Here is a 25,848-nt window from a genome sequence, read left to right on the forward strand (position 1 = left end):
CGGATCACTCCTGCACTGGACCCGCAAAATGATCGAGATCCGGCAACGCCACCCCGTCTTCGGCGTCGGCACCTACGTCGAACTCTCCGCCTCCAACCCCTCCGTCCTCGCCTTCACCCGCGAGATCAACGGCGGCGACTCCAACCAGTGGGGCGGCAGCGACACGGTCCTGTGCGTGAACAACCTGTCGCGCTTCCCGCAGCCCGTGGAGCTGGACCTGCGGCGGTTCCGCGGCTCGACGCCGATCGAGTGCATGGGCGGCGTGCAGTTCCCCGCCATCGGCGAACTCCCCTACCTGCTCACCCTGCCCGGCCACGGCTTCTACTGGTTCCTGCTCCCGCCGCCGCCCGGCGACGCGGACGACGAGAGGGTGATGTAGCCGTGCCGGGCGGTTCAAGTGGGCAGGGCGGCGACCTGTCGCTCGTCCGGCTGCTGGCCGGCTGGCTGCCGCGGCAGCGGTGGTTCGGCGGGAAGGGCAGCCCCATCGAGGACCTGTCCATCGGAACCGCCACCGAACTGCGGACCGGCGAGCCCGGCCTGCACCACCTCGTCCTCGACGTCCGCCAGAACGGCGCGACCGAGCACTACCAGGTCCTGCTCGGCGTCCGCCGCGACCTGCCCGAGCGGCTGCGCCCCCACGAGATCGGGGTGCTCGCCGGGACGGCCGGGATCAGCGGCCACGCCTACGACGCCGCCCACGACCCCGAGCTGACCCGGCCGCTGCTCGCCCACATGGCGGGCGAGTCGGTCATCGGGCCGCTGCGGTTCCGCCGCACCCCCGGCACGGGCATCCGCACCGGGCTGGACGGCGCGCCGTCCACCGCCGAGCAGAGCAACACCTCGCTCGTCTTCGGCGACGCGTACATGTGCAAGCTGTTCCGCAAGCTGGCGCCCGGCGTGAACCCCGACCTGGAGGTCAACCTCGCGCTGACCCGCGCCGGCTGCGAGCACGTCCCCGCCGTCCACGGCTGGATCGAACTCGCCCCCGGCGGCGACGGCGCGGGCGGCGAACCCGTCACGCTCGCGCTGCTGTCGCAGTTCCTGCGCAGCGCGACCGACGGCTGGCAGCTCGCGCTCACCAGCGTCCGCGACTGGTTCGCCCAGCCGACTCCGGCCGGCCCGCCGGCCGCGCCCACCCCGGACGACGCGGGCGCGGCGGGCGGCGACTTCGCCGCCGAGGCCGAGCGGCTCGGCGCCGCGACCGCGCAGGTGCACCGCGACCTCGCCCGCGCGTTCGGCGTGACGACGGCGCCCGCGGCGCGGCTGCGGGAGCTGGCCGCCGGGATGAACGAGCAGCTCGACGCGGTCGCCGCGGACGTCCCGCAGCTGCGCCCGCACGCCGGCGCCATCCGCGCGGTGTTCGGCGAGGTCGCGGCGTCCGGCGAGGGGCTGCCTTTCCAGCGCGTCCACGGCGACTACCACCTCGGGCAGGTGATGCGCACCGACACCGGCTGGGTGCTGCTGGACTTCGAGGGCGAGCCCGCGCGGACGCCCGCCGAGCGGCGCGCGCCCGCGCACCCGCTCCGCGACGTCGCCGGGATGCTGCGCTCGTTCGAGTACGCGGCGCGGTTCCTGATCGCCTCCGACGTGAGCCTCGCGCCCGACGCGGCGGACGTGCTGGAGCTGCGCGCCCGCGCCTGGGCGCGGCGGAACCGGGACGCGTTCTGCGCCGGGTACGCGGCGGCGGGCGGCCCCGACCCGGCCGCGCACGCGGCGCTGGTGCGGGCGTTCGAGCTGGACAAGGCGGTCTACGAGATCCGGTACGAGGCGCGGAACCGGCCGTCCTGGCTGCCGGTGCCGCTGCGCTCGCTGGAGCATCTGGCCGGCTGACGCGGCCCGGGGGCCTGCGGGGCCACGGCCGGCGCGGCGGGTTCTACAGGTCGATGGAGTAGTCGAGGACGACGCGGTCGGCGGGCAGCACGATGTCGCGGCAGACCTCCATGACCGAGGCGCGCGACAGCATCCGGCGGGTGATGGCGAGGACGGGGACGCCGCCGCCCATCCGCAGCGCCTCCGCCTCCTCGGGGGTGGGCATGCGGGACCGGACGGACTCCTCGACGCGGGTCGGCGGGTGGCCGAGATAGGCCAGCTGGGCGAGCGTGCCGCCGGGCCACGGCTCGCGCTCGGGGTCGGCGACCGGGGTGCCGCCGACGAGGTCCCAGGGCAGGTAGTTGACGGAGATCTGCTGCGGCTCGCCGCGGGCGTAGAACACGAACCGGCGCCGCAGCAGCTCGGTCCCGGTGGGCAGCTCGAACAGCGCGCCGAGCGCGTCGTCCGCGCGCACACGGGTGAACTCCTTGTCGAGCCGGTACTCCTGCCAGCTGATCTTCTGGTCGCGGGTGAAGGTGGTCTCGGGCACCGCGAGCGGCCTGGTCACCGCGCGGTAGCGCTCCATCGCGACGCGGCGGGCCGGCGGCACGACCCGGACCACCGTGCCGCCGCCGCGGCGCGTCTCGACGAGCCCCTCGGTGCGCAGCAGCGCGACGGCCTGGCGCACGACGATCTCCGAGACGCCGTGCTCGGCGCACAGCTCCGCCATGGTCGGCAGCCTGGTCCCCGGCGGAAGGCCGCCGTCCCGGATCCCCTCTCGCAGCGTGTCGGCGATGCGCAGGTAGGCGGGACGGTCCGGCACCGGCGTCACCTCCCCTTCGTTCGGGCGCGCCCCCGGTCAGTCGACGCGGCGGTCGTTCGATGCGGCGTTCGATATCGCCCCTCCCCTCCCGTCACTCATACCTAGCGGGCCGCTATCCGCGGGGGCATGGTCCGCTTACGGACAGCTTGACACCTCTCAGACCGAGTAAGACTTTTGTATACAGAAGAGCGCCTCGGGGAAAGGACGACCTTGATGGGCGACTTCGAGGATCTGAAGGCGGCCATCGAGGGGGAGTTTCCGGGCTGGCAGGTCTGGCGCAGCGACGCCGGGCGCTGGTACGCCACCCGGAGCGGCGATCTGACCGACGCGCAACTGCAGGCGGGATGTGCGATGACGGTGGCCGCGGACGATCCGGCGGGGCTGCGCGGACTGCTCCTGGAGCAGGCGCGCGGGGACGGGTGAGGCGGCCGCGATGAGGCGTCGCGGGGAGCGGCGCGGCCCGGTCCGCGGGCGGGGGCGGACCGGGCCGGAACGCTCCGGTACGGAAGGTACCTGTGTCGCTCAGGTGACACAGGAATGGATCCCAGGGCGGCGGGGTCGGTGTCACCCCTGGGGCCAGGCAGACGTGACCGCATGGACGGCGCATTCGGCGCGACCCCCGACGAAGTGTCGTGCCGTCCGTGCGGTCGCACATTCCTCCGCCGCGGCCTCCCGGTGAGATCGGGCGCAGGGCGCGGACCGGCTAGATCACCCGAACCGCTGAACAAACCGCAATCTCCGGTGAAACAGCTCCTTCCGCCATGTGAGTCCGGCGGATCTCCGGGCACTCCTACAGGGAAACGGCATCAGTGTTGTTCCCGGGGACGGCCCCGGACCCCGGACGTCGGACGAGGAGGCCATGAGCTCATGGCACGGGTGACGCGCGCGGAGATCGACCGGCTCGTCGGAGGCGACCACCACGATCCGCACGGCGTCCTCGGGGCGCATCCCGGCCGGGACGGGGTGACCGTCCGGGCGCTGCGCCCGCTTGCGGAGAAGGTCGAGGTGGTGCTGCCGAACGGGGACCGGCACCCGCTGCGGCACTTCCACGAGGGCGTGTTCGCCGGGACGCTGCCGGCGTCGGCGTCGCTGGCCGGCGACGACAAGGAGAAGGCGCCGCTCGCGGTCCCCGACTACCGGCTGGCGGTGACGTACGGGGACGGCATCGAGACCGTGCAGGACGACCCGTACCGGCACCTGCCGACGCTCGGCGAACTCGACCTGCATCTGATCAGCGAGGGCAGGCACGAGGAGCTGTGGCGTGCGCTGGGGGCGCGCGTGCGGACCTACGCGTCCGCGTTCGGGCCGGTGTCGGGCACGGGGTTCGCGGTGTGGGCGCCCACGGCGCGCGGTGTGCGCGTGGTCGGCGACTTCAACCACTGGGACGGCCGCGCGCATCCGATGCGGTCGCTCGGGTCGACGGGCGTGTGGGAGCTGTTCGTCCCGGGCGTCGGCGACGGCACGCGCTACAAGTTCGAGATCCTCGGCGCGGACGGGCAGTGGCGCGCCAAGGCCGACCCCATGGCGCAGTACACCGAGCGTCCCCCGGCGACGGCGTCGCGCATCTACACCTCGGCCTACGAGTGGGCCGACGGCGAGTGGATGGACCGCCGCAAGGAGCACGAGTGGGTGCGCGAGCCGATGAGCGCCTATGAGGTGCACCTCGGTTCGTGGCGGCCCGGGCTCGGCTACCGGGAACTGGCGGAGGAACTGACCTCGTACGTGAAGGACATGGGGTTCACCCATGTGGAGTTCCTGCCGGTGGCGGAGCATCCCTATGGGCCCTCCTGGGGCTACCAGGTGACGTCCTACTACGCGCCGACGTCCCGCTTCGGTACCCCGGACGACTTCCGGTACCTCGTCGACAAGCTGCACCAGGCCGGTATCGGCGTCATCATCGACTGGGTTCCGGCGCACTTCCCCAAGGACGAGTGGGCGCTGGCGCGCTTCGACGGCACCGCGCTGTACGAGCACGAGGATCCGGCCCGCGGCGAGCATCCCGACTGGGGCACGCTGGTGTTCAACTTCGGGCGCGCCGAGGTCCGCAACTTCCTGGTGGCGAACGCGTCGTTCTGGATCGAGGAGTTCCACGTCGACGGGCTCCGCGTGGACGCGGTCGCCTCGATGCTGTACCTGGACTACTCGCGCAACGAGGGCGAGTGGACCCCGAACGTGTACGGCGGCCGCGAGAACCTGGAGGCCATTTCGTTCCTCCAGGAGATGAACGCGACGGTCTACAAGCGCAACCCGGGCGTCGTGACGGTCGCGGAGGAGTCGACGGCCTGGCCCGGCGTGTCCCGCCCCACCCATCTCGGCGGCCTCGGCTTCGGCTTCAAATGGAACATGGGCTGGATGCACGACACCCTCGAATACCTGCGGCACGAGCCGGTGTTCCGGAACTACCACCACAACGAGATCACGTTCTCGCTGGTGTACGCGTTCTCGGAGAACTACGTCCTGCCGCTCTCGCACGACGAGGTCGTCCACGGGAAGGGGTCGCTGCTCAGCAAGATGCCGGGCGACACCTGGCAGCAGTTCGCGGGGCTGCGCGCCCTGCTCGCCTACATGTGGTCGCATCCCGGCAAGCAGCTGCTGTTCATGGGCCAGGAGTTCGGCCAGGGCGCCGAGTGGGCGGAGGAGCGGCCGCTCGACTGGTGGCTGCTGGAGAACGCCGCCGAGGGCGCCCTGCACGTCGGGCTGCAGAAGCTCGTCCGCGAGCTCAACCGCGCCTACCGCGACGAGCCCGCGCTGTGGTCGCGCGACAGCGACCACGAGGGCTTCCGCTGGATCGACGGCAACGACGCGGGCGGCAACACCCTGTCCTACCTGCGGTACGGGACGGCCGAGGACGGCGCCGAGGTGCCCGTGATGGCCTGCGTCGTCAACTTCGCCGGCAACCCGCACGAGGACTACCGCGTGGGGCTGCCCAAGGAGGGGGCGTGGCGGGAGGTCGTCAACACCGACGCCTACGAGTACGGCGGCAGCGGCGTGGGGAACCTCGGGCGCCTCGAGGCGTCCGCCGAGCCGTGGCACGGGCTGCCCGCGTCCGCGGTGATGCGGGTCCCGCCGCTCGGCGCCGTGTGGCTCGTCCCGGAGTGACGCGCTCGTAGAGTGGCGGCATGAGCGCCGCGCAGCACCTGCACATCGTCCCGTCCGAGTTCATGGTCGAGCACCTGCCGAACACGACGTTCCCCGAGGACGACGAGTGGATCGCGCTGGTCCGCGCGCCCGAGGGCCTCACCGTCGTGCGGGAGGCGCCGCCGTTCGCGGAGGCGGAGCGCTGGGTCGGCTTCTACGGCGCCGCCGGCCACGGCCTCGACCTGCCCGGCATGCTCGCCGCCGTCGTCGGGCCGCTCGCGGACGCGGGCGTGCCGGTGTTCGTCGCCTCCACCTACCACGCCGACCTCGTCCTGGTCCCCGACCACCGCCTGAAGGACGCGGCGCGGTCCCTCCGCGACGCCGGCCACACCGTCAGCGACGCTCGAGCCGGTCGGTGAGCCAGCGGGGGCCGGCGACGTGCGCGCCGGCCTCCTCGCAGCGCGCGCGCAGCTCCCGGTCGGCGGTCACGACCAGGTACTCGGTGTCGGGCTCGGCGTTCCGGACGATGCCGGCGATGTGGTCGTCGCCGCTGCCCGGCGCCGCCACCACCCGCACGCCGTCCACCTGCTCGTCCGCGACGGGGCGGGCCGCGCCCTCGACGACCAGGACGATCTCGGGGAAGCAGCGGTCGAACGCGACGGGGCCGGGCGGCACGCCGCGGACGCCCTCGTTCAATGCCGCGAGCGAGTCGCGGAGCCGGGCGTTCGCGCCCGCGCGGTCCTTCCACCAGCCGTCCGGCCTGGATCCGACGACGTTGGCGCCGTCCACGACGAGCACCAGGCCCTTCATCGTGTCGCGCAGCAGCGGCCACGACCGCTCGAACGGCGCGAACAGCTTGCGGTCCTCGACCTCCTCCAAGCGGACCCATTCGGCTCGGCGCGTCTCCCGCGAGGCGGGCTTGACGTCCACCTTCTCGTCGAGCGCACCGATCACCGACGTGAACGCCCAGCCGCCGTGGTCCTCGACCCGGGTGCCGCGCACGCGCACGAGGCCGGTGTCGAGCGTGCACTCCTCGGCGGTCTCGCGCAGGGCGCCCGTCACCCCGTCCTCATGGCTGTGCGTGGCGCCGCCGAACATCCCCCAGGTGCCGCCGCCGAGCCCCCACCAGGCGCGCTGCTGCAGCAGGATCCACATCTGGCCGTCCGCGTCGCGGTGGTAGGCCAGCAGGCCCGCCGCGCCGAACCGTCCCCAGTGCGTGTGCCCCAGGTCGCAATCGGCCCAGCCGTCCCCATCGCCCATGGGCCGACGATATCCGCTCGGTGACGAAGGGCACAGTGCCTCGCGGGCCGCGCACCGAATACCATTCGGTGCGAGACGTCGCCTGATCAGGGAGCACGAGTTGAGCGTCGAGGCGGGCGAGGCGGCCTTCGAGGAGACCGCGCGGATGTGGGACGCCCTGACGGGCGCCGAGCTGATCCAGGCCATGGCCGACGGCCGGTTCCCGCAGATCTCCGACATCAACGACCACATCGGGCAGGTCATCACGTCCGCCGAGCCCGGCCGCGTCGGCGTCTCCTGGACGCCCGCCGAGAAGCTCTGCAACCCCGGCGGGATCGTGCACGGCGGCTACATCGCCATGATCCTCGACAACGCCGTCTGCCTCGCGGGCAGCAGCACCTGTGAGCACTTCATGCCGATGCTGACGCTCAACCTCAACGTCGACTACCTGCGCGCCGTCCGCGCCGGCGAGACCTACACGGTCGCCGGGACGTGCGTGCACCCCGGCAGCACCCGGATGGTCGCCAACGCCGTCATCAGCGACGCGCAGGGCCGTCCCGTCGCGCAGGCGTCCGCGAGCGTCCTGCCCAACAAGGCGTTCGCGCGCGAGTAGGGGCGCGTGAGCGGGGGCCGCCGCTCCTCCTTGCGGCGGAGGGCGCGCGGGACCCGGGGCGGACGGGCCGCCCGCGGGCGAGCGCATAGGCTGGCCCCATGGTGGATCCCGGAACCGTCGTCAACGTCATCAAGCAGGCCCGGGACCGGCGGACGGCACCGCTGATCCTGGAGCTGGACCTCACCGAGGGCATCGTGGAGACCGCGCCCGCGGACCCCATCTCGGCGATCATGTCCATGCGCCGGACGAACCTGCGCGACGTGCTGGACGGCCTGCGCCGCGCCCGCGCCGACCACCGGGTGAAGGCGCTGGTGGTGAAGGTGACCGGCGGCGTCGGGCTGGCGCTCGCGCAGGAGCTGCGCGAGGCCGTCGGCGCGCTGCGCGAGGCCGGCAAGCTCACCGTCGCGTGGGCCGAGACGTTCGGCGAGGGCGGGCACGGCACCGTCCCGTTCTACCTGGCCACCGGGTTCGACAAGGTGTACCTGCAGCCGACCGGCGAGGTCGGGCTGACCGGCGTCGCGCTGGAGGAGCCGTTCTTCGCGGGCGCGCTGGAGAAGGCGGGCGTGCGGCCCCGGTTCGCCAAGCGGTACGAGTACAAGACCATGGCGAACACCTTCATGGAGAAGGCGTACACGCCCGAGCACGAGGAGTCGTCGCAGCGGCTCGTCACCTCCCTCGGCGAGCAGATCACCGCGGGCATCGCCGCCGCCCGCGACCTGCCCGAGGACAAGGTCCGCGACCTGACGAACCGGGGCCCGCTGCTCGCCGGCGAGGCCCTGGAAGAGGGGCTGGTCGACCACCTCGGCTACCGCGACGAGGTCTACGGCTTCCTGCGCAAGGAGTTCGGCGCGGAGGCGCAGCTGCGCTACGTGTCCCGCTACAACCGCACGCACGGGCTCGCCCGCCGCATCCCGCAGCCGGGCAGGCAGGACGTCGTCGCGCTGATCAACGGGCAGGGCCCGATCCGGCTCGGCCGCAGCGGCCGCGGCGGCCCGCTGCCGAACTCCGGTCCCGCGATGGGCTCCGACACCGTCGGCGCCGCGTTCCGCGCCGCGGTGAAGGACGACCGGGTCAAGGCGATCGTGTTCCGCGTCAACAGCCCCGGCGGGTCCGCGGTCGCGTCCGACGCGATCTGGCGGGAGGTCGTGCTCGCCCGCCGCGCCGGCAAGCCGGTGGTCGTGTCGATGGGGAACGTCGCCGCGTCCGGCGGCTACTACGTCTCGATGGCCGCCGACACGATCGTCGCGCAGCCCGGCACCATCACCGGCTCGATCGGCGTCGTCGTCGGCAAGGCCGTGGTGAACGACCTGCTGGAGCGGATCGGGGTCGGCCTCGGCTCCGTCGCCGACGGCGACCACGCGCGGATGTTCAGCGCCACCAAGGACTTCAGCGACTCCGAGTGGGAGCGGATCAACGCCTCCCTCGACACGATCTACGACGACTTCACCGCGAAGGTCGCCGAGGGCCGCGAGCTGTCCCGCGAGCGGGTCCACGAGCTGGCCCGCGGCCGGGTGTGGACGGGCGCCGACGCCCGCGACAACGGGCTCGTCGACGAGCTCGGCGGCATCGACCGGGCACTCGACCTGGCCCGCAAGAAGGCCGGGCTGGCCGCCGACGCGCCCGTCCGGTCCTACCCGCACACCTCGCCGCTGGAGCGGCTGCGGCCGCCGGAGTCCAGCGAGGACCGCACCGCCGCGTCCGCCCGGTTCGACGGCTGGGGCTCGCTCGGCGGGCTCGCCGCCCGCCTCGGCCTCCCGTCCGCCGGCCCGCTCACGCTGCCGGGCGCCTGGGAGATCCGCTGAGCGCCGACTTCGTCGAGGCCGTCGCGGGGTTCGCCACCGGGGTCGTCGTGCTGACCGTCCGGGACGGCCGCGACGACCTCGGCACGACGGTGACCTCGTTCATGTCGGTGTCGCTGGAGCCGCCGATGGTGCTGGCCGGGGTGGCGTCCTCGTCCTACCTGGCGGAGGTGCTGTCGCGCGCCGACCGGTGGGCGGCGACGGTCCTCGGCGCGGGGCAGCGCGCCCTCGCCGGGCGTTTCGCCGCCGAGGGCCGTCCGAGCGCCCGCCTGCTGCTCGCGAGCGAGCCGCACCACCGCGGTGAGCTGTCCGGCGCGCTCGTCCCCGAGTCCGGCCTCACCGCGTTCGAGTGCGAGACGCGCCAGTGCGTCGAGGCGGGCGACCACGTGCTCTTCGCCGCCGAGGTCCTCGCCACGGACTACGTCGCCCGCGACCGGCAGCCCCTGATCAGGGTCAACCGCCGCTACCTCGCCCCGTCCTGACGCCTCAGCCGACGACCCGGCTGCCGTGCTTCCATACGGCGGCCGTCTGCGGGACGCCGGGACGGTAGGCGAGGTGGATGTGCGACGGGGCGTCCAGCACGAGGACGTCCGCGCGCGCGCCGACGGCGAGGTGGCCGACGTCGGTACGGCGTAGGGCGCGGGCGCCGCCGGCGGTGGCGGCCCAGACGGCTTCGGCGGGCGTCATGTGCATGTCGCGGACGGCCACGGCGATGCAGAACGCCATGCTGGAGCTGTAGCAGGAGCCGGGGTTGCAGTCGGTGGCGAGGGCCACGGTGGCGCCCGCGTCCAGGAGGCGGCGGGCGTCCGGATAGGGCTGGCGGGTGGAGAACTCGACGCCCGGCAGCAGGGTCGCGACGGTGCGGGACGAGGCGAGCGCGTCCACGTCGGCGCTGCTCAGGAACGTGCAGTGGTCGGCGGACGCGGCGTCCAGCTCGACGGCGAGGCGGACGGCGGGGCCTTCGGTGAGCTGGTTGGCGTGCAGGCGCGGCGTCAGCCCCGCCTTGATCCCGGCCTGCAGGACCTCGCGGGCCTGGTCGGCGTCGAACGCGCCCCGCTCGCAGAACACGTCCACCCAGCGGGCGTGCGGCGCGCACGCGGCGAGCATGTCGGTGGCGGCGAGGCGCGTGTAGCCGGCGGCGTCATCGGCGTACTCGGACGGGACGACGTGCGCGCCCAGGTACGTGACCTCGTCGGCGATCTCGGCGGCGATGCGGACGGCGCGCTCCTCCTGCTCGACCGTGAGGCCGTAGCCGGACTTGCACTCGACGGTCGTCGTCCCCTGCCGCGCCATCTCCTCCACCAGGCGGCGCAGGTTCGCGCGCAGGTCGTCGTCGGACGCGGCGCGGGTGCGCTCGACGGTCGTGCGGATGCCTCCGGCGGCGTAGGGCCGCCCGCTCATCCGGGCGGCGAACTCCTCGGCACGCTCGCCGGCGAAGACGAGGTGGGCGTGGGAGTCGACGAACCCGGGGAGGACGGCGCGTCCGGCGGCGTCGAACACCTCGTCGGCGGCGGGGGCCTCGGCAGCGGGCCCGGTCCAGGCGACGGCGCCGTCCTCGATCACCAACGCGGCGTCCCGGACGATGCCGAGCGGCCCGCCGCCCCGTCCGGGGTCGTTGGTGACCAGTTCCCCGATGTTGGTGATGGCGGTGCTCAACCGGGCTCCTCGCTGGTGGCGGACTCGATGGCGGTCGCGAGCGCGCCGGGCACGTCATCGACGAGCAGGTGGCGGCCGTCGTGCACGATCTGGCGGCCGGAGACGACGACGTGCCGGACGTCGGCGGCGGTGGCGGCGAACACGGCGGCCTCGGCGGCGTGCGCTGCCCCGGCGCCCGCGGTGCGGACGGAGTCGAGCGCGACGGTGACGAGGTCGGCGTAGGCGCCGGGTTCGAGGCGGCCCGCCTCGGGCCAGCCGAGCGCGTGGTGGCCGTTGGACGTGGCGGCGGCGAGCAGCCCGCCGGCGGTCCAGTGGCCGCGGACGCGGGTGCGCAGGCGCTCGTCGAGCTCGACGGCGCGGGCCTCCTCGAACAGGTCGATGACGGCGTGCTGGTCGGAGCCGAGGCAGATCGGGGCGCCGGCGTCGGCGAGGCCGCGGGCGGGCCCGATGCCGTCGGCGAGGTCGCGTTCGGTCGTCGGGCACATGCAGACCCCGGTCGTCGTCGCGCCGAGCAGGCCGATGTCGTCGTCGGTGAGGTGGGTGGCGTGGACGGCGGTGGTCAGCGGGCCGAGCGCGCCCGCCTCGGCGAGCAGCCGCGCGGGCGTCATGCCGTAGGCGTCGAGGCACGCGGTGTTCTCGGCGGGCTGCTCGGACAGGTGGACGTGCAGCGGCGCGCGGTGCTCCTTCGCCCAAGCCGCGACGGCCCGCACCTGCTCGCGGGGCACGGCGCGGACGGAGTGGATCGCGGCGCCGACGCGGGCGTGCAGCCCGCCCGCCTTGTCGGTCTGCTCGTAGAGGCTGTCGACGCGGCGCGCCCAGTTCCCGGCGGTGCCGTCGCCGAAGCGCAGCTGCGGGCCCTTGAGCGGCTGCCCGATGCCGCCGGTGAGGTAGCAGGTGTCGAGCAGCGTGATCCGGATGCCCGCGTCGGCGGCGGCCGCGATCAGCGCCTCGCCCATCGCGTTCGGCGCGTCGTAGGGGGCGCCGCCGGGACGGTGGTGCAGGTAGTGGAACTCGCCGGCGCAGCTGATCCCGGCGAGCGCCATCTCGGCGAACACCGCCCTGGCCAGCGCCCGGTAGGAGTCGGGGTCGAGCCGGTCGGCGACCTGGTACATCTGCTCGCGCCAGGTCCAGAACGTGCCGCGGTTCGTCTGGACGCGGGAGCGCAGGGCGCGGTGGAACGCGTGGGAGTGCGCGTTCGCGAGGCCCGGCAGGGTGAGGCCGGGCAGGTGCTGGGCGTGCGGCGGGGCGGGGACGCCGCGCGCGAGGCTCGTGATCCGCTCGCCGTCGGCCTCGATGAGGACGTCGGCGGCGACGCCGTCGCCGAGCCAGGCGTACTGGGCATGCCATTGCATATCGGGATCCCTACCCGCGGGCCAGGTCGTCCAGTACCGCCGCGAGGGCGTCCACCCCGGCGAGGCAGTCGGCGGTCTCGGCGTGCTCTGCGGGCGCGTGCGACACCCCCGTCGGGTTGCGGACGAACAGCATCGCGGTCGGCACCCTGGCCGACAGGACGCCCGCGTCGTGGCCCGCGCCGGTCGGCAGGACGGGCGCGCCGCCGAGCGTCCCGACCAGGCGGTCGCGCAGGGCCCGGTTGAAGTCGACGATCTCGGTGTAGGACTCCTCGGCGAACTCGACCGCCACCCGGTGCGGGCGGGCCGCCTCGCGCGCCGCCGCGCCGACCTCGTCCACGGTCCTGCGGACGGCGTCGTCGGCGGGGCCGCGCGCGTCGAGCCAGGCGGTGACGGACGAGGCGATCGCGTTGACGCCGCCCGGGACGACCCGGACCTTCCCGACCGTCGCGACCGTCCCGTTGCGTTCGGCGGCGTCGCGCGCGGCGAGGACCATCCCGGCGAACGGGATCATCGGGTCGCGGCGGTCGGCGAGCGCGGTCGTCCCGGCGTGGTTGCCCTCGCCCGCGAACCCGAACCGCCACCGCCCGTGCGGGACGATCGAGCTCGCCACGCCGACCGGCTCCGCGAGCGCCCGCCCCTGCTCGACGTGGAGTTCGACGTAGCAGCCGACGCGTCCGAGCAACTCCTCGTCCGGCCCGATCGCTTCGGGATCGAGCCCCGCACCGTGCAGCACCTCGGCGAAGGTGCGCCCGTCGCCGTCCTTGAGCCCTCGCGCCCGAGCCGGGTCGATCGCTCCGGCGAGCAGCCGCGATCCGAGGCACGCCACCCCGAACCGGGCGCCCTCCTCCTCGGCGAACGCCGCGATCCCGATGGGCCGCCGGAGCACCGCGCCGCGCTCGCGCAGCAGGTCCACTGCGGCGAACGCGGAGACGATGCCGAGCGGCCCGTCGAACGCGCCGCCGCCGGGCACCGAGTCCAGGTGGCTGCCCGTCAGCACGGCGCTCTCCGCGCCGGCGTCGCCCGGTGCGGCGCCCTGGTCGCGGTGCGGGCGGCCGTCGCGCCACGTCCACCCCGCGGGAAGCCACCAGGCGATCATGTTGCCGTTGCGGTCGTGCTCCAGCGGCATGCCGCGCCGGCGCGCCTCGTCCGCGAACCAGGCGCGGCACTCCAGCTCCGGCGGCGTCCACGCGAACCGGTGATACCCGCCGCCGCCGGCGTCCCGCCCGACGGGCAGCAGCTCCCGCCACATCGCCTCGAACCCCAACACCCCTCCTCGCCCCGAACCGAACCCCGTTCACTTGCGGCGTGTCGTCCTTAAGAACGCGGTTTTAAGGACGACACGCCGCAAGTCAACGGAGGGGGATGCGGACGCCGCGCTCGGCGGCGACCTCGGCGGCCCGGTCGTAGCCGGCGTCGACGTGGCGCATCACGCCGGTGCCGGGGTCGTTGGTCAGGACGCGCTGGAGCTTCTCGCCCGCGAGGGCCGTCCCGTCGGCGACGCAGACCTGCCCGGCGTGGATCGAGCGGCCGATGCCGACGCCGCCGCCGTGGTGGATCGACACCCACGTCGCGCCGGACGAGGTGTTCAGCATCGCGTTCAGCAGCGGCCAGTCGGCGATCGCGTCGGAGCCGTCCTTCATGCCCTCGGTCTCCCGGTACGGGCTGGCGACGGAGCCGCAGTCGAGGTGGTCGCGGCCGAGGACGATCGGCGCGCTGATCTCGCCGCGCGCGACGAGGTCGTTGAAGACCTCGCCGGCCTTGTCGCGCTCGCCGTAGCCGAGCCAGCAGATCCGCGACGGCAGGCCCTGGAAGTGCACCTTCTCCCCGGCCATCCGGATCCACCGGGTCAGCGGCTCGTTGTCGGGGAACAGGTCGAGGATCGCCTTGTCGGTGCGGGCGATGTCCTTCGGGTCGCCGGACAGCGCCGCCCACCGGAACGGGCCCTTGCCCTCGCAGAACAGCGGCCGGATGTAGGCCGGGACGAACCCGGGGAACTCGAACGCGCGCGCGTACCCGGCGAGCTGCGCCTCGCCGCGGATCGAGTTGCCGTAGTCGAACACCTCGGCGCCCGCGTCCTGGAACCCGACCATCGCCTCGACGTGCGTCGCCATCGACGCGCGGGCCTTGGCGGTGAAGCCCTCCGGGTCCTTGTCGCGCTCGGCGGCCATGTCGTCGAACGCGACGCCGCTCGGCAGGTACATCAGCGGGTCGTGCGCGCTGGTCTGGTCGGTGACGATGTCGATCGGCGCGCCGCGCCGCAGCAGCTCGGGGACGATGTCGGCGGCGTTGCCGAGCACCGCGATCGACAGCGGCCGCCGCGCCTCCCGCGCCTCCTCGGCGAGGCGCAGCGCGTCGTCGAGCGAGTCGGCCTTGACGTCGCAGTACCGGTGCTCGACGCGCCGCTCGATGCGGGACGGGTCGCACTCGACGCAGATCGCGACGCCGCCGTTCATCGTCACGGCGAGCGGCTGCGCGCCGCCCATCCCGCCGAGCCCGGCGGTCAGCGTGATCGTCCCGGCGAGCGTCCCGCCGAACCGCTTCTCGGCGACGGCCGCGAACGTCTCGTAGGTGCCCTGCAGGATGCCCTGCGTGCCGATGTAGATCCACGACCCGGCGGTCATCTGCCCGAACATCGTCAGCCCGAGCGACTCCAGCCGGCGGAACTCCTCCCACGTCGCCCACTGCGGCACCAGGTTGGAGTTGGCGATCAGCACGCGCGGCGCCCACTCGTGCGTCCGGAAGATCCCGACCGGCTTGCCCGACTGGACGAGCAGCGTCTCGTCGCCCTCCAGGTCCGCCAGCGACCGGACGATGCCGTCGAAGGCGTCCCAGCTGCGGGCGGCGCGCCCGGACCCGCCGTAGACGACCAGGTCGTCGGGGTGCTCGGCGACCTCCGGGTCGAGGTTGTTCTGGATCATCCGGAGGGCGGCCTCCTGCGGCCAGCCCTTCGCGGCGGTGAGCTTCGTGCCGCGCGGCGCGCGGACGGGACGGGGTCCGGACATGGGGCGGGCTCCTTAGGAGAGGGGGCCGGTGACGGATTCGGCGGCGGCGACGAGCGAGCCGTCCGCGACCATGGCGGTCGCGGCGGCGATCTCGGGCGCGAGGTAGCGGTCGGGGCCGGGCGGCGGGACGGCCTCGCGCAGCTTCGCGACGACGGCGGCGGTCGCGGGCCCCGGGCGCAGCGGGCTGCGCAGGTCCAGGGCCCGCGCGGCGGTGAGGATCTCGATCGCGACGACCTGCGTCAGGCCGTCGACGGCGCGGCGCAGCTTGCGCGCGGAGTTCCAGCCCATGGACACGTGGTCCTCCTGCATCGCCGAGCTCGGGATGGAGTCGGCGGACGCGGGGGCGGCCAGCCGCTTCAGCTCGGAGACGATCGCGGCCTGCGTGTACTGGGCGATCATGTGGCCGGAGTCGACGCCGGGGTCGTCGGCGAGGAACGCGGGCAGCCCGGACGAGCGGGCCTTGTCGAGCATCCGGTCGGTGCGCCGCTCCGACATCGACGCGACGTCCGCGGTGGGGATGGCGAGGAAGTCCAGCACGTAGGCGATGGGGGCGCCGTGGAAGTTGCCGTTGGACTCGACCCGGCCGTCCGGCAGCACCACCGGGTTGTCGACGGCGGACGCCAGCTCCCGGCCGGCGACCAGCTCGGCGTGCGCGAGGGTGTCGCGGGCGGCGCCGTTCACCTGCGGCGAGCAGCGCAGCGAGTAGGCGTCCTGCACGCGGGTGCAGTCGGGGCCGCGGTGCGACTCCATGATCTGCGAGGCGGCGAGCAGCGCCCGCAGGTTGGCCGCGGACGCGCCCTGCCCGGGATGCGGCCGCATCTCCTGCAGGTCGGCGGCGAACACCCGGTCGGTGCCGAGCAGCGCCTCGACGCTCATGGCGGCGGCCACGTCGGCGGCGGTCAGCAGCTTGTGCAGGTCGCGGATGGCGAGGACGAGCATGCCGAGCATGCCGTCGGTGCCGTTCAGCAGGGCGAGGCCCTCCTTGGCGCCCAGCATGACCGGGGCGATGCCGTTCTCGGCGAGCACCTCGGCCGCCGGCCGCAGCTCGCCGGCCGCGTCCCGGACCTGCCCCTCGCCGATCAGCGCGAGCGCGACGTGCGCGAGCGGCGCGAGGTCGCCGGAGCAGCCGAGGCTGCCGTGCTCGAACACCTGCGGCGTGATCCCCGCGTTCAGCAGCGCGGCGAGCGTCCGCGCGGTGACGGGCTGCACGCCCGTCCGCCCGGTCGCGAGGGTGTGCAGGCGCAGCAGCATCAGCGCCCGGACGACCTCCCGCTCGACCTCCATCCCCGACCCGGCGGCGTGCGACCGCACGATGTTGAGCTGCAGCTGCGCCCGCATCTCCGGCGGAATGTGCCGGGTCGCGAGCGCCCCGAACCCGGTCGACACCCCGTAGACCGGCAGCGGCCGGGACGCCAGCTCCTCGATGTGCGCCCGCGACTCCCCGATCAGCTCCAGCGCCTCGTCCGTCAGCGAGACCGCCGCGCCGTCCCGCGCCACCGCCACGACCTGCTCGAACGACAGCGGATCCGGACCGACCCGAACACTCGTGTCTCCCATGACGAAACCCATACCCACGATTCCACCCGGCCGGGCCCGCCGGGGACAGGGCCGGTCGGCCGCATCTGTCTCGGATACGAGACAATCCGAGGATGAGCCAGGTCCCCGCCGCGCGCCGCGCCCTCGCGGTGCTGCGCCTGCTGGCCGCCGCGCCCGGCCCGCTGCCCGCCTCCGCGATCGCCCGCGCCCTGGACCTGCCCCGCTCCAGCACCTACCACCTGCTCACCGCGATGGCCGAGGACGGCTTCGTCACCTCGATCCCCGAGGAGCGCCGCTGGGGCCTCGGCGTCGCCGCCTTCGAGATCGGCTCCGCCTATCTGCGGCACGAGCCCCTGGAGCGCCTCGCCCGCCCGCTGCTGCGCCGGCTCGTCGACCGCGTCGGCGAGATCGCCCAGCTCGGCGTCCTGCACGGCGCCGAGACCCTCTACCTGCTCAAGGAGCAGCCGCCCCGGCACGCCACCCTCGTCACCGACGTCGGCGTCCGGATGCCCGCCCACCTCACCGCCAGCGGCCTTTCACTGCTGGCGCACCTGCCTCCGGCGCAGGTCAGGGCCCTGTTCCCGGGCCGGTTCGTGAACCGCACGGGCCGCGGCCCCGCCTCGCTGCGCGAGCTGCGCAGCGTGCTCGCCGAGGACGCCCGGCGCGGCTGGTCGGCCGAGGACGGCTACATCACCGAGGGCTTCGCCAGCATCGCCGCCTGCGCGTTCGACCACACCGGCCACCCCACCGCCGCGGTCGCGCTGACGTTCCGCCGCGACCGGCACCCGCCCGAGGCCTGGCCCGACCTCGCGTCCCAGGCCCGGACGGCGGCCGCCGCCCTCACCACCCGGCTGACCGGCCGCCCGCCCTCCTGACTCAGTCCTCGAACGGCCCGTGCGGCGCCTCGGGCGACCAGCGCATCCTGCCGATGCCGATGAAGCCCAGGACGCCCACCGGAAGCCCCGCCCACGCCCAGGCAGGGAGCCCGTCGAGCCGCGCGCACGAATGCGGCTTGTGGACGGCGTGGAGCGTGTAGGCGATCGTCCCCCGCACGTGCGCCTTCGCCGAGTCCTTGTGCGTCGCCCCGTCCAGTCCGACCTTCCCCACGATCTCCAGCACCGTGCCCTCGATCTTCCCGTTGACCTGCTTCCCGCCGACGGTCCAGCTCGCCGAGCCGCAGGACACCTTGTCGGTGAAGTCCTGCGGCGAACCGCCGACTCTCGTGCTGCACTCGCCGCTGATCGACACCGTCACGACCGGCGCGTGGTAGTAGGCGTCGCTCGTGTCGGTGCTCAGCCAGCCGACGAGCTTCAGGAGGAACAGCGACGGCCCCGCGGCCGCCAGGACGATCGCGGCCAGCGCCGTGACCCTCCGCAGGACGAGCGGGACCGCACCGCCCGGTTCGCGCCACGCATGCGTGGGCACCGCGGTGGTGGCCTGCCCTTGCAGGCCCATGGCGGCCACGACGCCGATCATCCCGCCGAGGAAGAGGACCAGCCACCGGTAGAAGTCGTGCCCGAAGAAGAACGTGAAGATCAGGCCGCCGAGCCCGACGAGGGCGGGCAGCCCGCCCACCAGGGCGCAGATCCCCATCAGGACCTGCAGGCCCTTCGCCGACGGCGTGTCCGGCAGGTCGTCGCCGCCCTTCTTGCTCTCCGCCGCCTCCGCCACCCGGCACTCCCGCCCTTCGCCGCCGCCGCGCGGCCGTTCCGCGCTCCGGGCGGAAGATTACGATCATGCGATTACAGGCCGCTTACAGCGCCGGACGCCGCGGCCCGGCCGGCAGCCGCCGGGGCCGGGTCAGCCGGCGGCCGCGAGGCGGTGGCGAGGCGGTGGCGGGAGCGGAGCGAGGCGAGCTGGAGGCGGCGCTCCGGGGCGACCTTCGCGTACTCCATGCCCATGACGCGCATGCCGCGGTGCTCGGCGAGCGTCGCGAGGGCGTCGTCGGCCAGGGCGAGGAACTGCAGGCGCTGCCGCAGGGCGACGGCGTCGAGATCGTGGACGAGGGCCTGGTCGAGGCGGTCGATGGCCTCGACCGAGCGGCGCCACACGCCGCCGGTCTCGCCCGCGAACGCGCCGATGAGGGCCTCCAGCGAGAGCGCCATCCGGGCGGTGACCGCCTGCAGGGTCCGCTCGGCCTCCGGCGGCATGGCCACGGCGGCGGCGGCGATCTCGCGGGCGTAGCCGGTGACGGTGGTCAGCGTCATCAGCGTCTCGGCGTCCGCGTGCCCGGACCCGCCGGTCGGGCGGCGGACGATCGGCCGCAGGACCGCGTTCAGCCGGAACAGCGCCTGGTCGACGGCGCGGGAGGCACTGCTCAGCCGGACGTCCGCGGCGTCCGGCGGCGGGGCGCCCGCGTCCGCGACCAGGTCGCGGACGGCGGACAGGTGCCCGCGGACCGCCTCGTCGATCATGCTGCGGGTGCCGACGGGCAGCAGCACCAGCCCGACCAGCACGGCCGTGAGGGCGCCGACCATGTTCTCGGCGAGGCGCAGCAGGATCAGCGAGGTGTGGAAGCCGGTCGTGAACGCGTACAGCTGGACGAGCGCGACGACCAGCCCGATCACCCACCACGTGTAGTGCGAGGCGATCGAGTAGGCGCCGACGGTCAGCCCGGCGACGACCAGCAGCAGGCTGATCCACGGGTGCGCGGCGCCGAGCAGCTCGAAGGACGCGATGCCGAGCGCGCCGCCGGCGACGGTGCCGAGCGCGCGCTGCCCGGTCTTGCGGACCCGCTCGTAGGTGGTGTTGGTCCCGGTGAAGATGATCATGACGCCGATCGCGGCCCAGTAGAAGCGCCGGCCGCTGATCAGGTCGCCGACCGGCACCGCGATCGAGATCGCGACCGCCACCTGCAGGGCGGTCCGCAGGTGCGGGGAGACCCGGAGCCGGCGCCACGCCCCGCCGGAGGCGAGGATCCGCTCCGCCACCGGCCCGGAGCCGAGCACGGCGTGCCCGGCGCTCAGCACGACCGGCGACTGGAACGGCGCCCCGTCTCCCTTGCCCGGCGCGGCCCGTCCGGCGTCCACCCAGGTGCGGGACGTCCGGGACAGGTCGGTCAGCAGCACGGCCAGGTGGTGGACGAGCGAGGACGTCCCGACGTCGGCGGGCGGGCCGCTCGCCCGCCGCCGGTCGAGCCAGCCGACCAGGTCGCGGGGGGCGCGCTCGTCGAACTCCGCGCCCGGGCCTCCCATGGCGTGGGCGCGGAGCGCGCCGGTGACGCGGCGGCGCAGGTCGCCGGGCGGGGCGTGCCCGTCCAGCTCGCGGACGGCCCGGGCGACGGCCTGCACCACCAGTTCCGTCTCGAACAGCAGCCGGTGCAGGCGCTCGGCCTCTCCGGTGGTGCCGGGCTGGGCGAGCAGCCCGTCGGCGACCAGCGCGGCCTCGTTCAGCCGGGCCTGGCGGCGGCGGAGCCGGCGCAGCGCGCGCTCCCGCTCCGGCCCGGTGCCGGCGCCGGCGTCCAGCAGGTCCGCGGCGGCGGAGGTGACGTCGGCGGCGCAGGCGAGGAACGCCCGCTGGATCCGCGCTAGCGCCTTGGCGGGCGCGGGGCGGCACAGCGCGAGCCGGGCGGCGGTCGCCGCGGCCAGGCCCGCCGCGGCGATCGCGGCCATCGGCCCGAACTCGGTGAGCGGCATCGGCAGCAGCAGCCCGCACAGGTACCCGGCGAACAGGACGGCGCCCGCGTCGTTGCCCCACGGCGCGAAGCGCGCCGCGTAGAACTGCGCGAACAGCACCGGGACGAGGGCCGCCAGGCCCAGGAACCGGTGCGGGTGCAGGGTCATGCTCAGGTAGAGCGCGGCGATGAACGGCGCATAGACCACCACGGACCTGATCGTCGCGCGCGCGGCGCCGTTGTCGGCGATCAGCAGCGAGGTCAGCATGGCGGGCAGCGCGCCGAGCATCAGCCCGATGAACGCCGGTTCACCGAGGGCGCCCGCGACGCCGTATCCGGCGGCCATGCCCGCCGGAAGGCCCACCAGCATGCGCCGCGCCGCCTGCAGGCGCGCCAGCCCGAGATCCTTCGCCAGTGCCCGCCGCTCCAGCCGCCGCAGCAGGCCCGTGCCGTTCGTCCGCGCGTTGTCCGACAGCAGTTCGCGTTCCCCCCAAGATGCTTAGCCACGCTCACGATCTACTCCGATCATATCCGCCCGGCCGCGCGCCGGGCCCGGCCGGCGGCAGTCGGCCTAGGAGGATTAAGGATTTGCCTAATAGCTCTAGGGAAGCTAGCGTCGCGAGGATGGGACCCCTCACCGACCACGACATCCGCACGTCCTTCATCAACTGCTCCAAGGGCGAGGCCAAGCGGCTCGGCCTGCCCAAGGACCTCGCCGACCTCACCTGGGACGATCTGGACTTCCTCGGCTGGCGAGATCCCGGGGCGCCCGAGCGCGCCTACCTGGTCGCCGAACGCGGCGGCCGGCCCGTCGGGATCGCGCTGCGCGGCACGTCCGGCGGCGCACCGCGCGGCTTCACCTCGCGGAGCCTGTGCTCGCTGTGCCTGACCACGCGGACCGGCGGCGGCGTCGCGCTGATGACCGCGCGCCGGACGGGCGAGGCCGGAAAGCAGGGCAACACCGTCGGCCGGTACCTGTGCACCGACCTCGCCTGCTCGCTCTACGTGCGCGGGAAGAAGCAGGCCGCGGTGGGCGGCGGCCTCGACGAGTCCCTGACCCTGGACGAGAAGGTCGCCCGCACGCAGGCCAACCTGCACGCCTTCCTGGACAAGGTCGCGGGCTGACCACGAGCGGCCGGGCCCGGCCCGCGCCAATCCCTTTCTGCCCCATGGCGAATATGCGTAGTATTACCGAGCCATAGGGCATGTCGATTTCCATGCTCGACCGGAAATCCGCAGAAAGGAGCCTTGCCGACGACGGTGCGCAATTGCGCGGGCACCCGGTGCAGCCGTCGGCGGACGGAGGCGCCATTCGGCATGGCCCGGCCTCCGTAGCCCAAAGGTAGAGGCGAACTCCTTAAAAGAGTCGAAGTGTCGGTTCGAGTCCGACCGGAGGCACCGGGAATCGCCCCGGCCTCGGGTGATTGATCTACGATTGCGGCGTGCCGGCTGAGGGTGTCGACGTACGGGCCCTGCGGTGGCCCTTCCTGGCGGCGGCGCTGGTCGTCCTCGTCGTCGGCGCGCTCGTCGCGGCGGCGGTCGGCGGCGCGCTCGGGTTGAAGGCCGTGCCCGCGGCGGCGCCGGCGGAAGGCGCGCACGCCGCGCCGCGGGCCGGGCTCGCCGCGGCGCCGAGACTGGACGCGCTGTCGCTGCCGACCGCCGGAACCGGCATCGAACGCAAGCGCCTGGCGCTCGCCGCCGATTCGGTGGCGACGGCCCTGGCCGGACGCGGGCTCCCGGAACCGCGCATCGGCGGGAGAGCCGGCGGTGGCGCGGTCCTCGCGGTGGGCATCGTCCGCTCGCTGCCCGGCGCGGCGGACGCCGTCCGGGACCAGGCGTTCCGGCTGCGGAGCCGCGGCGGCGGGCTGTCGCTGGACGCGGCGGACGCCGCCGGAGCGGCCAACGGCCTGTACGCGGTCGCCGACCGGATCCGTTCCGGCACGGACGTGCTGCCCGCCGGCGACGACGGGCGCGTCGTCGCGCCGAGGCTGCCGCTGCGGCTGACCGACCACGGCGCGGTGGGCCTGGAGGCCGGCCGCGCCGCGTTCGCGAAGGGCACCGATTACGGGCTGAACACCGACGCGGTCGGGCCGGCCCTGCTGAAAGGCGCGCCGTGGGTGGACGCCGCGGCGGCCCAGCGCATCGGCGCGCAGTTCCGCCAATTCGTCGACCACGCGCCGGCGTACGGCTACAACGGTGTCGTCGTCCCGGGTTTCCTGGAGTACGTCACCTTCAGCGGGGTGGGCGGCGGGCACGCCGTGTACCGCGCGGGCGATTCGCACATCGCCCGGGCGCAGGCGATGCGGGCGGCTTTCGGGCCGGTCTGGCGGTACGCCCACGACATGGGCATGAAAGTGTATTTCCAGACCGACATGCTGGCGCTGTCACCACCGTTGAAGCGCTATCTCGGCCATATCGACACCGCGAGTCCCCGGCTGTGGTCGGTGTACCGGGCGGGCCTGCACGAGCTGTTCACCGGGCTGCCGTACGCGGACGGCGTGATGATCAGGATCGGCGAGGGCGGCGGCGACTACAAGCTCGCCGGCTGGGACTACCGCTCGGAGATCGAGGTGACCACCGTCCCGCAGGTCCGCGCGATGCTCAAGGCGCTGCTCGGCCAGGCGGACGCCGACGGCCGCGACATCGTCTTCCGTACCTGGAGCGTCGGGGTCGGCGCCGTCGGCGACATGCACACCAACCCGGCCTCATACCACAAGGTCCTGGACGGCATCGACGACCGGCACCTGATCGTCTCCACCAAGTACAGCCTGGGCGACTTCTACAGCGGGCTGCCGTTCAACACGACGCTCGCGACCGGGGGCCAGCGGCGGATCGTGGAGTTCCAGTCGCGGCGGGAGTTCGAGGGCTTCGGCGCGCTGCCGAACGATCTCGGCGACCTCGAACAGCGGGCCTTGCGGACGCTGCTCGCCGCGAACCCGAACATCGTCGGCGTCTGGGACTGGACGCAGGACGGCGGCCCGCTGCACGCGGGCCCCATGACCCTCTACCTGCGCACCGGGTTCTGGCAGATGTGGGACGTCAACGTCTACGTGACCGCGCGCCTGGCATGGGACCCGGACACCGACACGGCGGCGGCCACCCGCGACTGGATCCGGCGGACCTTCTCCGGCGACCCGGCGACCGTCGCGGCGATCGGGCAGGTCATGGCGTCGTCGCGGAGCGCGGTGACGAACGGCCTCTACATCGGCCCCTACGCCGACCACAGGGTCAAGGCGCTCGGGCTCGAACCGCCCCCGATGATGTGGATCTTCGAGTGGGACATCGTCACCGGCGACGGCGCGGCGCTCGACACGATCTACCGGGTCGCCCGGCCCCGGCTCGAGACGGCGATCGCCGAGGGCCGGACCGCCGTCGAGACGGCGCACCGGATGCGGGCGCTCATCGACGCCACTCCCCCGTCGTCCTGGCGGGACCCCGCGCTGCGGCAGCGGTTCGCCGACGCGCTGGCCTACGAGGCCGACCTGTTCACCACGCTCGGCTCGTACCGGACGATGGCGCTGCGGCACGTCCAATGGCTCGACACCGGCTCCGGCACGGCGAAGGCCCGCTGGAAGGCGGCGGAGAAGCAGTTCCGCCACGACGCGCGCGCCCACCAGCGGCGCTACGGCCACGACGTCGCCCTCCCCGCGTACAACTTCACCGCGGCGGACATCGGCATGCACCGCGCGGACCGCGACCCCGCGATGGCGTGGCTCGCGCGCGCGCTGCTCCTCGCCCTCCTGCTCGCGTTCGCGCTTGGCACGTCGCCCGGTCAGCGGCTGCTGCGCGGCGCCCCCGGTTCGGCGGCCCTGCGCGCACTCTGGCTCGGAATGACGCGTCCATGGCGGGCCGGCGACGTCGTCCCGGCGGGACGGACGGACCGCGCCCTGGTCTGGCTCCTGCCCACCGCCGCGCTCGTGCTCAGCCGCGCCGCCTACACCTGGTTCGCGGCGCCCGCCCACCTCGTCCTCGTCCTCGGCGCCTGGGCGCTGTACGCCGCCGCGCTGCGGTTCCTCACCCGCCGCCGCGACCGGTTCGCGCTGAGCGCGGCGGTCGGCGGCGCCGCGCTGCTGCGGACGGTGATCCTGCTGCTCGCGCTCGCCGGACGCGGCCCGGGACGGTACTGGTACGACTTCTGGGCCGAACCGGGACCGCGCTCGTTCTACATCACCGTCGCGTTCGCCGCGTTCCTGTGGGTGCTCACGGTCGCGCTGCTCACCGCCCGCGGCAGCGGCCTGCCCCGGCGCCGCGCGGCCGGCGTGACGCTGATCGGCGCCGGCGCCCCGCTGACGGTCCTCGGCGCGCTCGTCGCCGCCCTCGGCCTGGAACGCGCCCTGACGCTCTGGAACGACCAGATGGCGCTGCTGCCCTGGGGCCTGTCGCGCATCCTCGGAATCACCACCTACCTGGGCATCCCGACGAACCTCCCGCTGGTCGCCGCGGGATGCGGCCTGGCCCTCGTCGTCATCGGCGCCCTCCTGACCGGACGGCGACGGCACGCCCCGGCGTGACCCGCCGGCCCTGGTCAAGCGGCACGGGTCAGGCGGCACGGGTGAAGGTGCCTCGCCGGATTTCGAGGGTGCCGTCGGTGAGCGCGGCGGCGAAGTTGATGACGCGGGTGTAGCCGTCGTGCAGGAGCATCGGCAACGACGGGCCGTCGGGCGGGCCGTCGGCGAAGGTCTTCTCGATCCAGGCCCGGACCCAGGGTGTCTCGTCGGTCCATGCGGTGGTGGTGAAGCCGGCCTGCTCGATCGACGCGTGCAGCGCGTCGGCCGGGACCACGAAGCTGTCGGTGCCGTCGAGCGACCACGGCATCGGCCAGGGCAGGTCCGCCGATCCGCAGACCTCCCAGACGGCCAGGCGCGCGCCGGGGGCGAGGCAGCGGGCGATGTGGGAGAACCACTCCGTCTTGTCCTCGATGTTCATCTGGACGTGCATGGTGATCGCGGCTCGGAAGGGGCGGTCAGGGGCGAACGCGGCGATGTCGCCGGCCTCGAACCGGACGAGGTCGTCCAGCCCGGTGCCGGCGGTCAGGTCGCGGGCGGTGGCGACGTACGCGGGGGTGATGTCGATGCCGGTCACGTGGCTTCCGGTGCGGCGGGCGATCTGCCGGGCCGGGCCGCCGAGTCCCGAACCGACGTCCAGGACGGTGTCGCCCTCGGTGAGGGCGAGGCCGTCGATGAGCATGCCGACCGCGTCGGCGCCGCCGATGTGGAACTGGTCGAGGTCGCCCGCCGCGCCGGGGTGCTCGCGCCGGAGGCGGGCGATCGTCCGCTCGACGCCGGTCTCGTCGTAGGTCATCTCGCTAGTTTAAATTTTCAACTCGCT

The 25,848-nt window shown here is 74.1% G+C and carries 21 protein-coding genes and 1 tRNA gene; 12 read left to right on the forward strand and 10 right to left on the reverse strand.

Annotated elements, in window-relative coordinates; translation table 11 throughout:
• The coding region (locus J4709_RS14870) for an alpha-glucosidase C-terminal domain-containing protein (protein WP_208241093.1) at nt 1-379 on the forward strand (379 nt) is incomplete at its 5' end.
• A 2-nt stretch (nt 380-381) separates the two neighbouring features.
• Nucleotides 382-1,830: a maltokinase N-terminal cap-like domain-containing protein gene (locus tag J4709_RS14875; protein ID WP_307801247.1), complete on the forward strand. Its 1,449-nt coding sequence runs from the start codon at nt 382-384 to the stop codon at nt 1,828-1,830.
• 43 nt (nt 1,831-1,873) lie between these two features.
• On the opposite strand, the gene J4709_RS14880 is transcribed toward J4709_RS14875, so the two are convergent.
• Nucleotides 1,874-2,632 (reverse strand): GntR family transcriptional regulator, encoded by a 759-nt coding sequence (locus J4709_RS14880; RefSeq protein ID WP_173099405.1) that lies wholly within the window; start codon nt 2,630-2,632, stop codon nt 1,874-1,876.
• Between the two features lie 213 nt (nt 2,633-2,845).
• Between J4709_RS14880 and J4709_RS14885 the strand changes: the two genes are divergently transcribed.
• The 3 genes from J4709_RS14885 to J4709_RS14895 all read left to right on the forward strand — a co-directional run bounded on the left by J4709_RS14885 (nt 2,846) and on the right by J4709_RS14895 (nt 6,129).
• On the forward strand, nt 2,846-3,055 hold the full coding sequence (locus J4709_RS14885) for a hypothetical protein (RefSeq protein WP_173099404.1): 210 nt from the start codon (nt 2,846-2,848) through the stop codon (nt 3,053-3,055).
• Nucleotides 3,056-3,499: 444 nt separating this feature from the next.
• Nucleotides 3,500-5,731 (forward strand): 1,4-alpha-glucan branching protein GlgB, encoded by a 2,232-nt coding sequence (glgB, locus tag J4709_RS14890; RefSeq protein ID WP_208241094.1) that lies wholly within the window; start codon nt 3,500-3,502, stop codon nt 5,729-5,731.
• Between the two features lie 20 nt (nt 5,732-5,751).
• Nucleotides 5,752-6,129 (forward strand): ACT domain-containing protein, encoded by a 378-nt coding sequence (locus J4709_RS14895; RefSeq protein WP_208241095.1) that lies wholly within the window; start codon nt 5,752-5,754, stop codon nt 6,127-6,129.
• Here J4709_RS14895 and J4709_RS14900 read toward each other — a convergent pair.
• Nucleotides 6,104-6,970 carry an NUDIX domain-containing protein gene (locus tag J4709_RS14900; protein ID WP_208241096.1) on the reverse strand — a complete coding sequence of 289 codons (867 nt, stop codon included), beginning with the start codon at nt 6,968-6,970 and terminating at the stop codon, nt 6,104-6,106. The genes J4709_RS14895 and J4709_RS14900 overlap by 26 nt on opposite strands.
• 100 nt (nt 6,971-7,070) lie before the next feature.
• On the opposite strand from J4709_RS14900, the gene J4709_RS14905 reads away from it, so the two are divergent.
• The 3 genes from J4709_RS14905 to J4709_RS14915 all read left to right on the forward strand — a co-directional run bounded on the left by J4709_RS14905 (nt 7,071) and on the right by J4709_RS14915 (nt 9,843).
• Nucleotides 7,071-7,562, forward strand: a complete 492-nt coding sequence (locus J4709_RS14905) for a PaaI family thioesterase (protein WP_232383524.1) — start codon at nt 7,071-7,073, stop codon at nt 7,560-7,562.
• A gap of 98 nt (nt 7,563-7,660) precedes the next feature.
• A complete protein-coding gene (sppA, locus tag J4709_RS14910) occupies nt 7,661-9,364 on the forward strand; it encodes a signal peptide peptidase SppA (protein ID WP_208241098.1) in 1,704 nt (567 codons plus the stop codon).
• A complete protein-coding gene (locus tag J4709_RS14915) occupies nt 9,349-9,843 on the forward strand; it encodes a flavin reductase family protein (RefSeq protein WP_208241546.1) in 495 nt (164 codons plus the stop codon). The genes sppA and J4709_RS14915 overlap by 16 nt, the downstream gene beginning before the upstream one ends.
• Nucleotides 9,844-9,847: 4 nt before the next feature.
• Here the strand turns inward: J4709_RS14915 and hutI are convergent, their stop codons facing one another.
• The 5 genes from hutI to hutH form a co-directional block, all read right to left on the reverse strand.
• Nucleotides 9,848-11,017: an imidazolonepropionase gene (gene hutI, locus J4709_RS14920; RefSeq protein WP_208241099.1), complete on the reverse strand. Its 1,170-nt coding sequence runs from the start codon at nt 11,015-11,017 to the stop codon at nt 9,848-9,850.
• Complete coding sequence (locus tag J4709_RS14925) at nt 11,014-12,369, reverse strand: formimidoylglutamate deiminase (RefSeq protein ID WP_208241100.1); 1,356 nt, start codon at nt 12,367-12,369, stop codon at nt 11,014-11,016. The genes hutI and J4709_RS14925 overlap by 4 nt, the downstream gene beginning before the upstream one ends.
• A gap of 10 nt (nt 12,370-12,379) precedes the next feature.
• Complete coding sequence (locus tag J4709_RS14930) at nt 12,380-13,633, reverse strand: allantoate amidohydrolase (protein ID WP_232383525.1); 1,254 nt, start codon at nt 13,631-13,633, stop codon at nt 12,380-12,382.
• 85 nt (nt 13,634-13,718) lie between these two features.
• Entirely contained in the window at nt 13,719-15,371 is a 1,653-nt protein-coding gene (gene hutU, locus J4709_RS14935) for a urocanate hydratase (RefSeq protein ID WP_208241101.1), read from the reverse strand.
• 12 nt (nt 15,372-15,383) lie between these two features.
• Nucleotides 15,384-16,928 (reverse strand): histidine ammonia-lyase, encoded by a 1,545-nt coding sequence (gene hutH, locus J4709_RS14940; RefSeq protein ID WP_208241102.1) that lies wholly within the window; start codon nt 16,926-16,928, stop codon nt 15,384-15,386.
• 92 nt (nt 16,929-17,020) lie between these two features.
• On the opposite strand from hutH, the gene J4709_RS14945 reads away from it, so the two are divergent.
• The gene (locus J4709_RS14945; RefSeq protein WP_208241103.1) at nt 17,021-17,782 is read left to right on the forward strand and encodes an IclR family transcriptional regulator; all 762 of its coding nucleotides are present in this window, start codon (nt 17,021-17,023) and stop codon (nt 17,780-17,782) included.
• A gap of 1 nt (nt 17,783) precedes the next feature.
• Here the strand turns inward: J4709_RS14945 and J4709_RS14950 are convergent, their stop codons facing one another.
• Nucleotides 17,784-18,578: a hypothetical protein gene (locus J4709_RS14950; RefSeq protein ID WP_208241104.1), complete on the reverse strand. Its 795-nt coding sequence runs from the start codon at nt 18,576-18,578 to the stop codon at nt 17,784-17,786.
• 71 nt (nt 18,579-18,649) lie between these two features.
• Nucleotides 18,650-20,890, reverse strand: coding sequence for an FUSC family protein (locus J4709_RS14955; RefSeq protein WP_208241105.1), 2,241 nt, complete (start codon nt 20,888-20,890; stop codon nt 18,650-18,652).
• Nucleotides 20,891-21,144: 254 nt separating this feature from the next.
• On the opposite strand from J4709_RS14955, the gene J4709_RS14960 reads away from it, so the two are divergent.
• The 3 genes from J4709_RS14960 to J4709_RS55585 all read left to right on the forward strand — a co-directional run bounded on the left by J4709_RS14960 (nt 21,145) and on the right by J4709_RS55585 (nt 25,031).
• Nucleotides 21,145-21,645, forward strand: a complete 501-nt coding sequence (locus tag J4709_RS14960) for an FBP domain-containing protein (protein WP_208241106.1) — start codon at nt 21,145-21,147, stop codon at nt 21,643-21,645.
• Nucleotides 21,646-21,845: 200 nt separating this feature from the next.
• Nucleotides 21,846-21,918, forward strand: a tRNA-Leu gene (locus J4709_RS14965).
• 44 nt (nt 21,919-21,962) lie between these two features.
• Complete coding sequence (locus J4709_RS55585; protein ID WP_208241107.1) at nt 21,963-25,031, forward strand: hypothetical protein; 3,069 nt, start codon at nt 21,963-21,965, stop codon at nt 25,029-25,031.
• A gap of 28 nt (nt 25,032-25,059) precedes the next feature.
• Here the strand turns inward: J4709_RS55585 and J4709_RS14975 are convergent, their stop codons facing one another.
• Nucleotides 25,060-25,821 (reverse strand): SAM-dependent methyltransferase, encoded by a 762-nt coding sequence (locus J4709_RS14975; protein ID WP_208241108.1) that lies wholly within the window; start codon nt 25,819-25,821, stop codon nt 25,060-25,062.
• Between the last annotated feature and the right edge of the window lie 27 nt (nt 25,822-25,848).

It is taken from the genome of Actinomadura violacea, assembly GCF_017573465.1.
Lineage (GTDB): Bacteria > Actinomycetota > Actinomycetes > Streptosporangiales > Streptosporangiaceae > Spirillospora > Spirillospora violacea.

What these genes read in the sequence shown, in the direction of transcription:
- J4709_RS14955 (WP_208241105.1), bottom strand. Translation starts at nt 20,890, where the DNA reads ATGCTGGTGGGCCTTCCGGCGGGCATGGCCGCCGGATACGGCGTCGCG.
- J4709_RS14945 (WP_208241103.1), top strand. Translation starts at nt 17,021, where the DNA reads ATGAGCCAGGTCCCCGCCGCGCGCCGCGCCCTCGCGGTGCTGCGCCTG.
- hutU (WP_208241101.1), bottom strand. Translation starts at nt 15,371, where the DNA reads ATGTCCGGACCCCGTCCCGTCCGCGCGCCGCGCGGCACGAAGCTCACC.
- J4709_RS14900 (WP_208241096.1), bottom strand. Translation starts at nt 6,970, where the DNA reads ATGGGCGATGGGGACGGCTGGGCCGATTGCGACCTGGGGCACACGCAC.
- J4709_RS14960 (WP_208241106.1), top strand. Translation starts at nt 21,145, where the DNA reads ATGGGACCCCTCACCGACCACGACATCCGCACGTCCTTCATCAACTGC.
- J4709_RS14895 (WP_208241095.1), top strand. Translation starts at nt 5,752, where the DNA reads ATGAGCGCCGCGCAGCACCTGCACATCGTCCCGTCCGAGTTCATGGTC.
- glgB (WP_208241094.1), top strand. Translation starts at nt 3,500, where the DNA reads ATGGCACGGGTGACGCGCGCGGAGATCGACCGGCTCGTCGGAGGCGAC.
- J4709_RS14925 (WP_208241100.1), bottom strand. Translation starts at nt 12,369, where the DNA reads ATGCAATGGCATGCCCAGTACGCCTGGCTCGGCGACGGCGTCGCCGCC.
- sppA (WP_208241098.1), top strand. Translation starts at nt 7,661, where the DNA reads ATGGTGGATCCCGGAACCGTCGTCAACGTCATCAAGCAGGCCCGGGAC.
- hutH (WP_208241102.1), bottom strand. Translation starts at nt 16,928, where the DNA reads ATGGGAGACACGAGTGTTCGGGTCGGTCCGGATCCGCTGTCGTTCGAG.
- J4709_RS14885 (WP_173099404.1), top strand. Translation starts at nt 2,846, where the DNA reads ATGGGCGACTTCGAGGATCTGAAGGCGGCCATCGAGGGGGAGTTTCCG.
- J4709_RS14975 (WP_208241108.1), bottom strand. Translation starts at nt 25,821, where the DNA reads ATGACCTACGACGAGACCGGCGTCGAGCGGACGATCGCCCGCCTCCGG.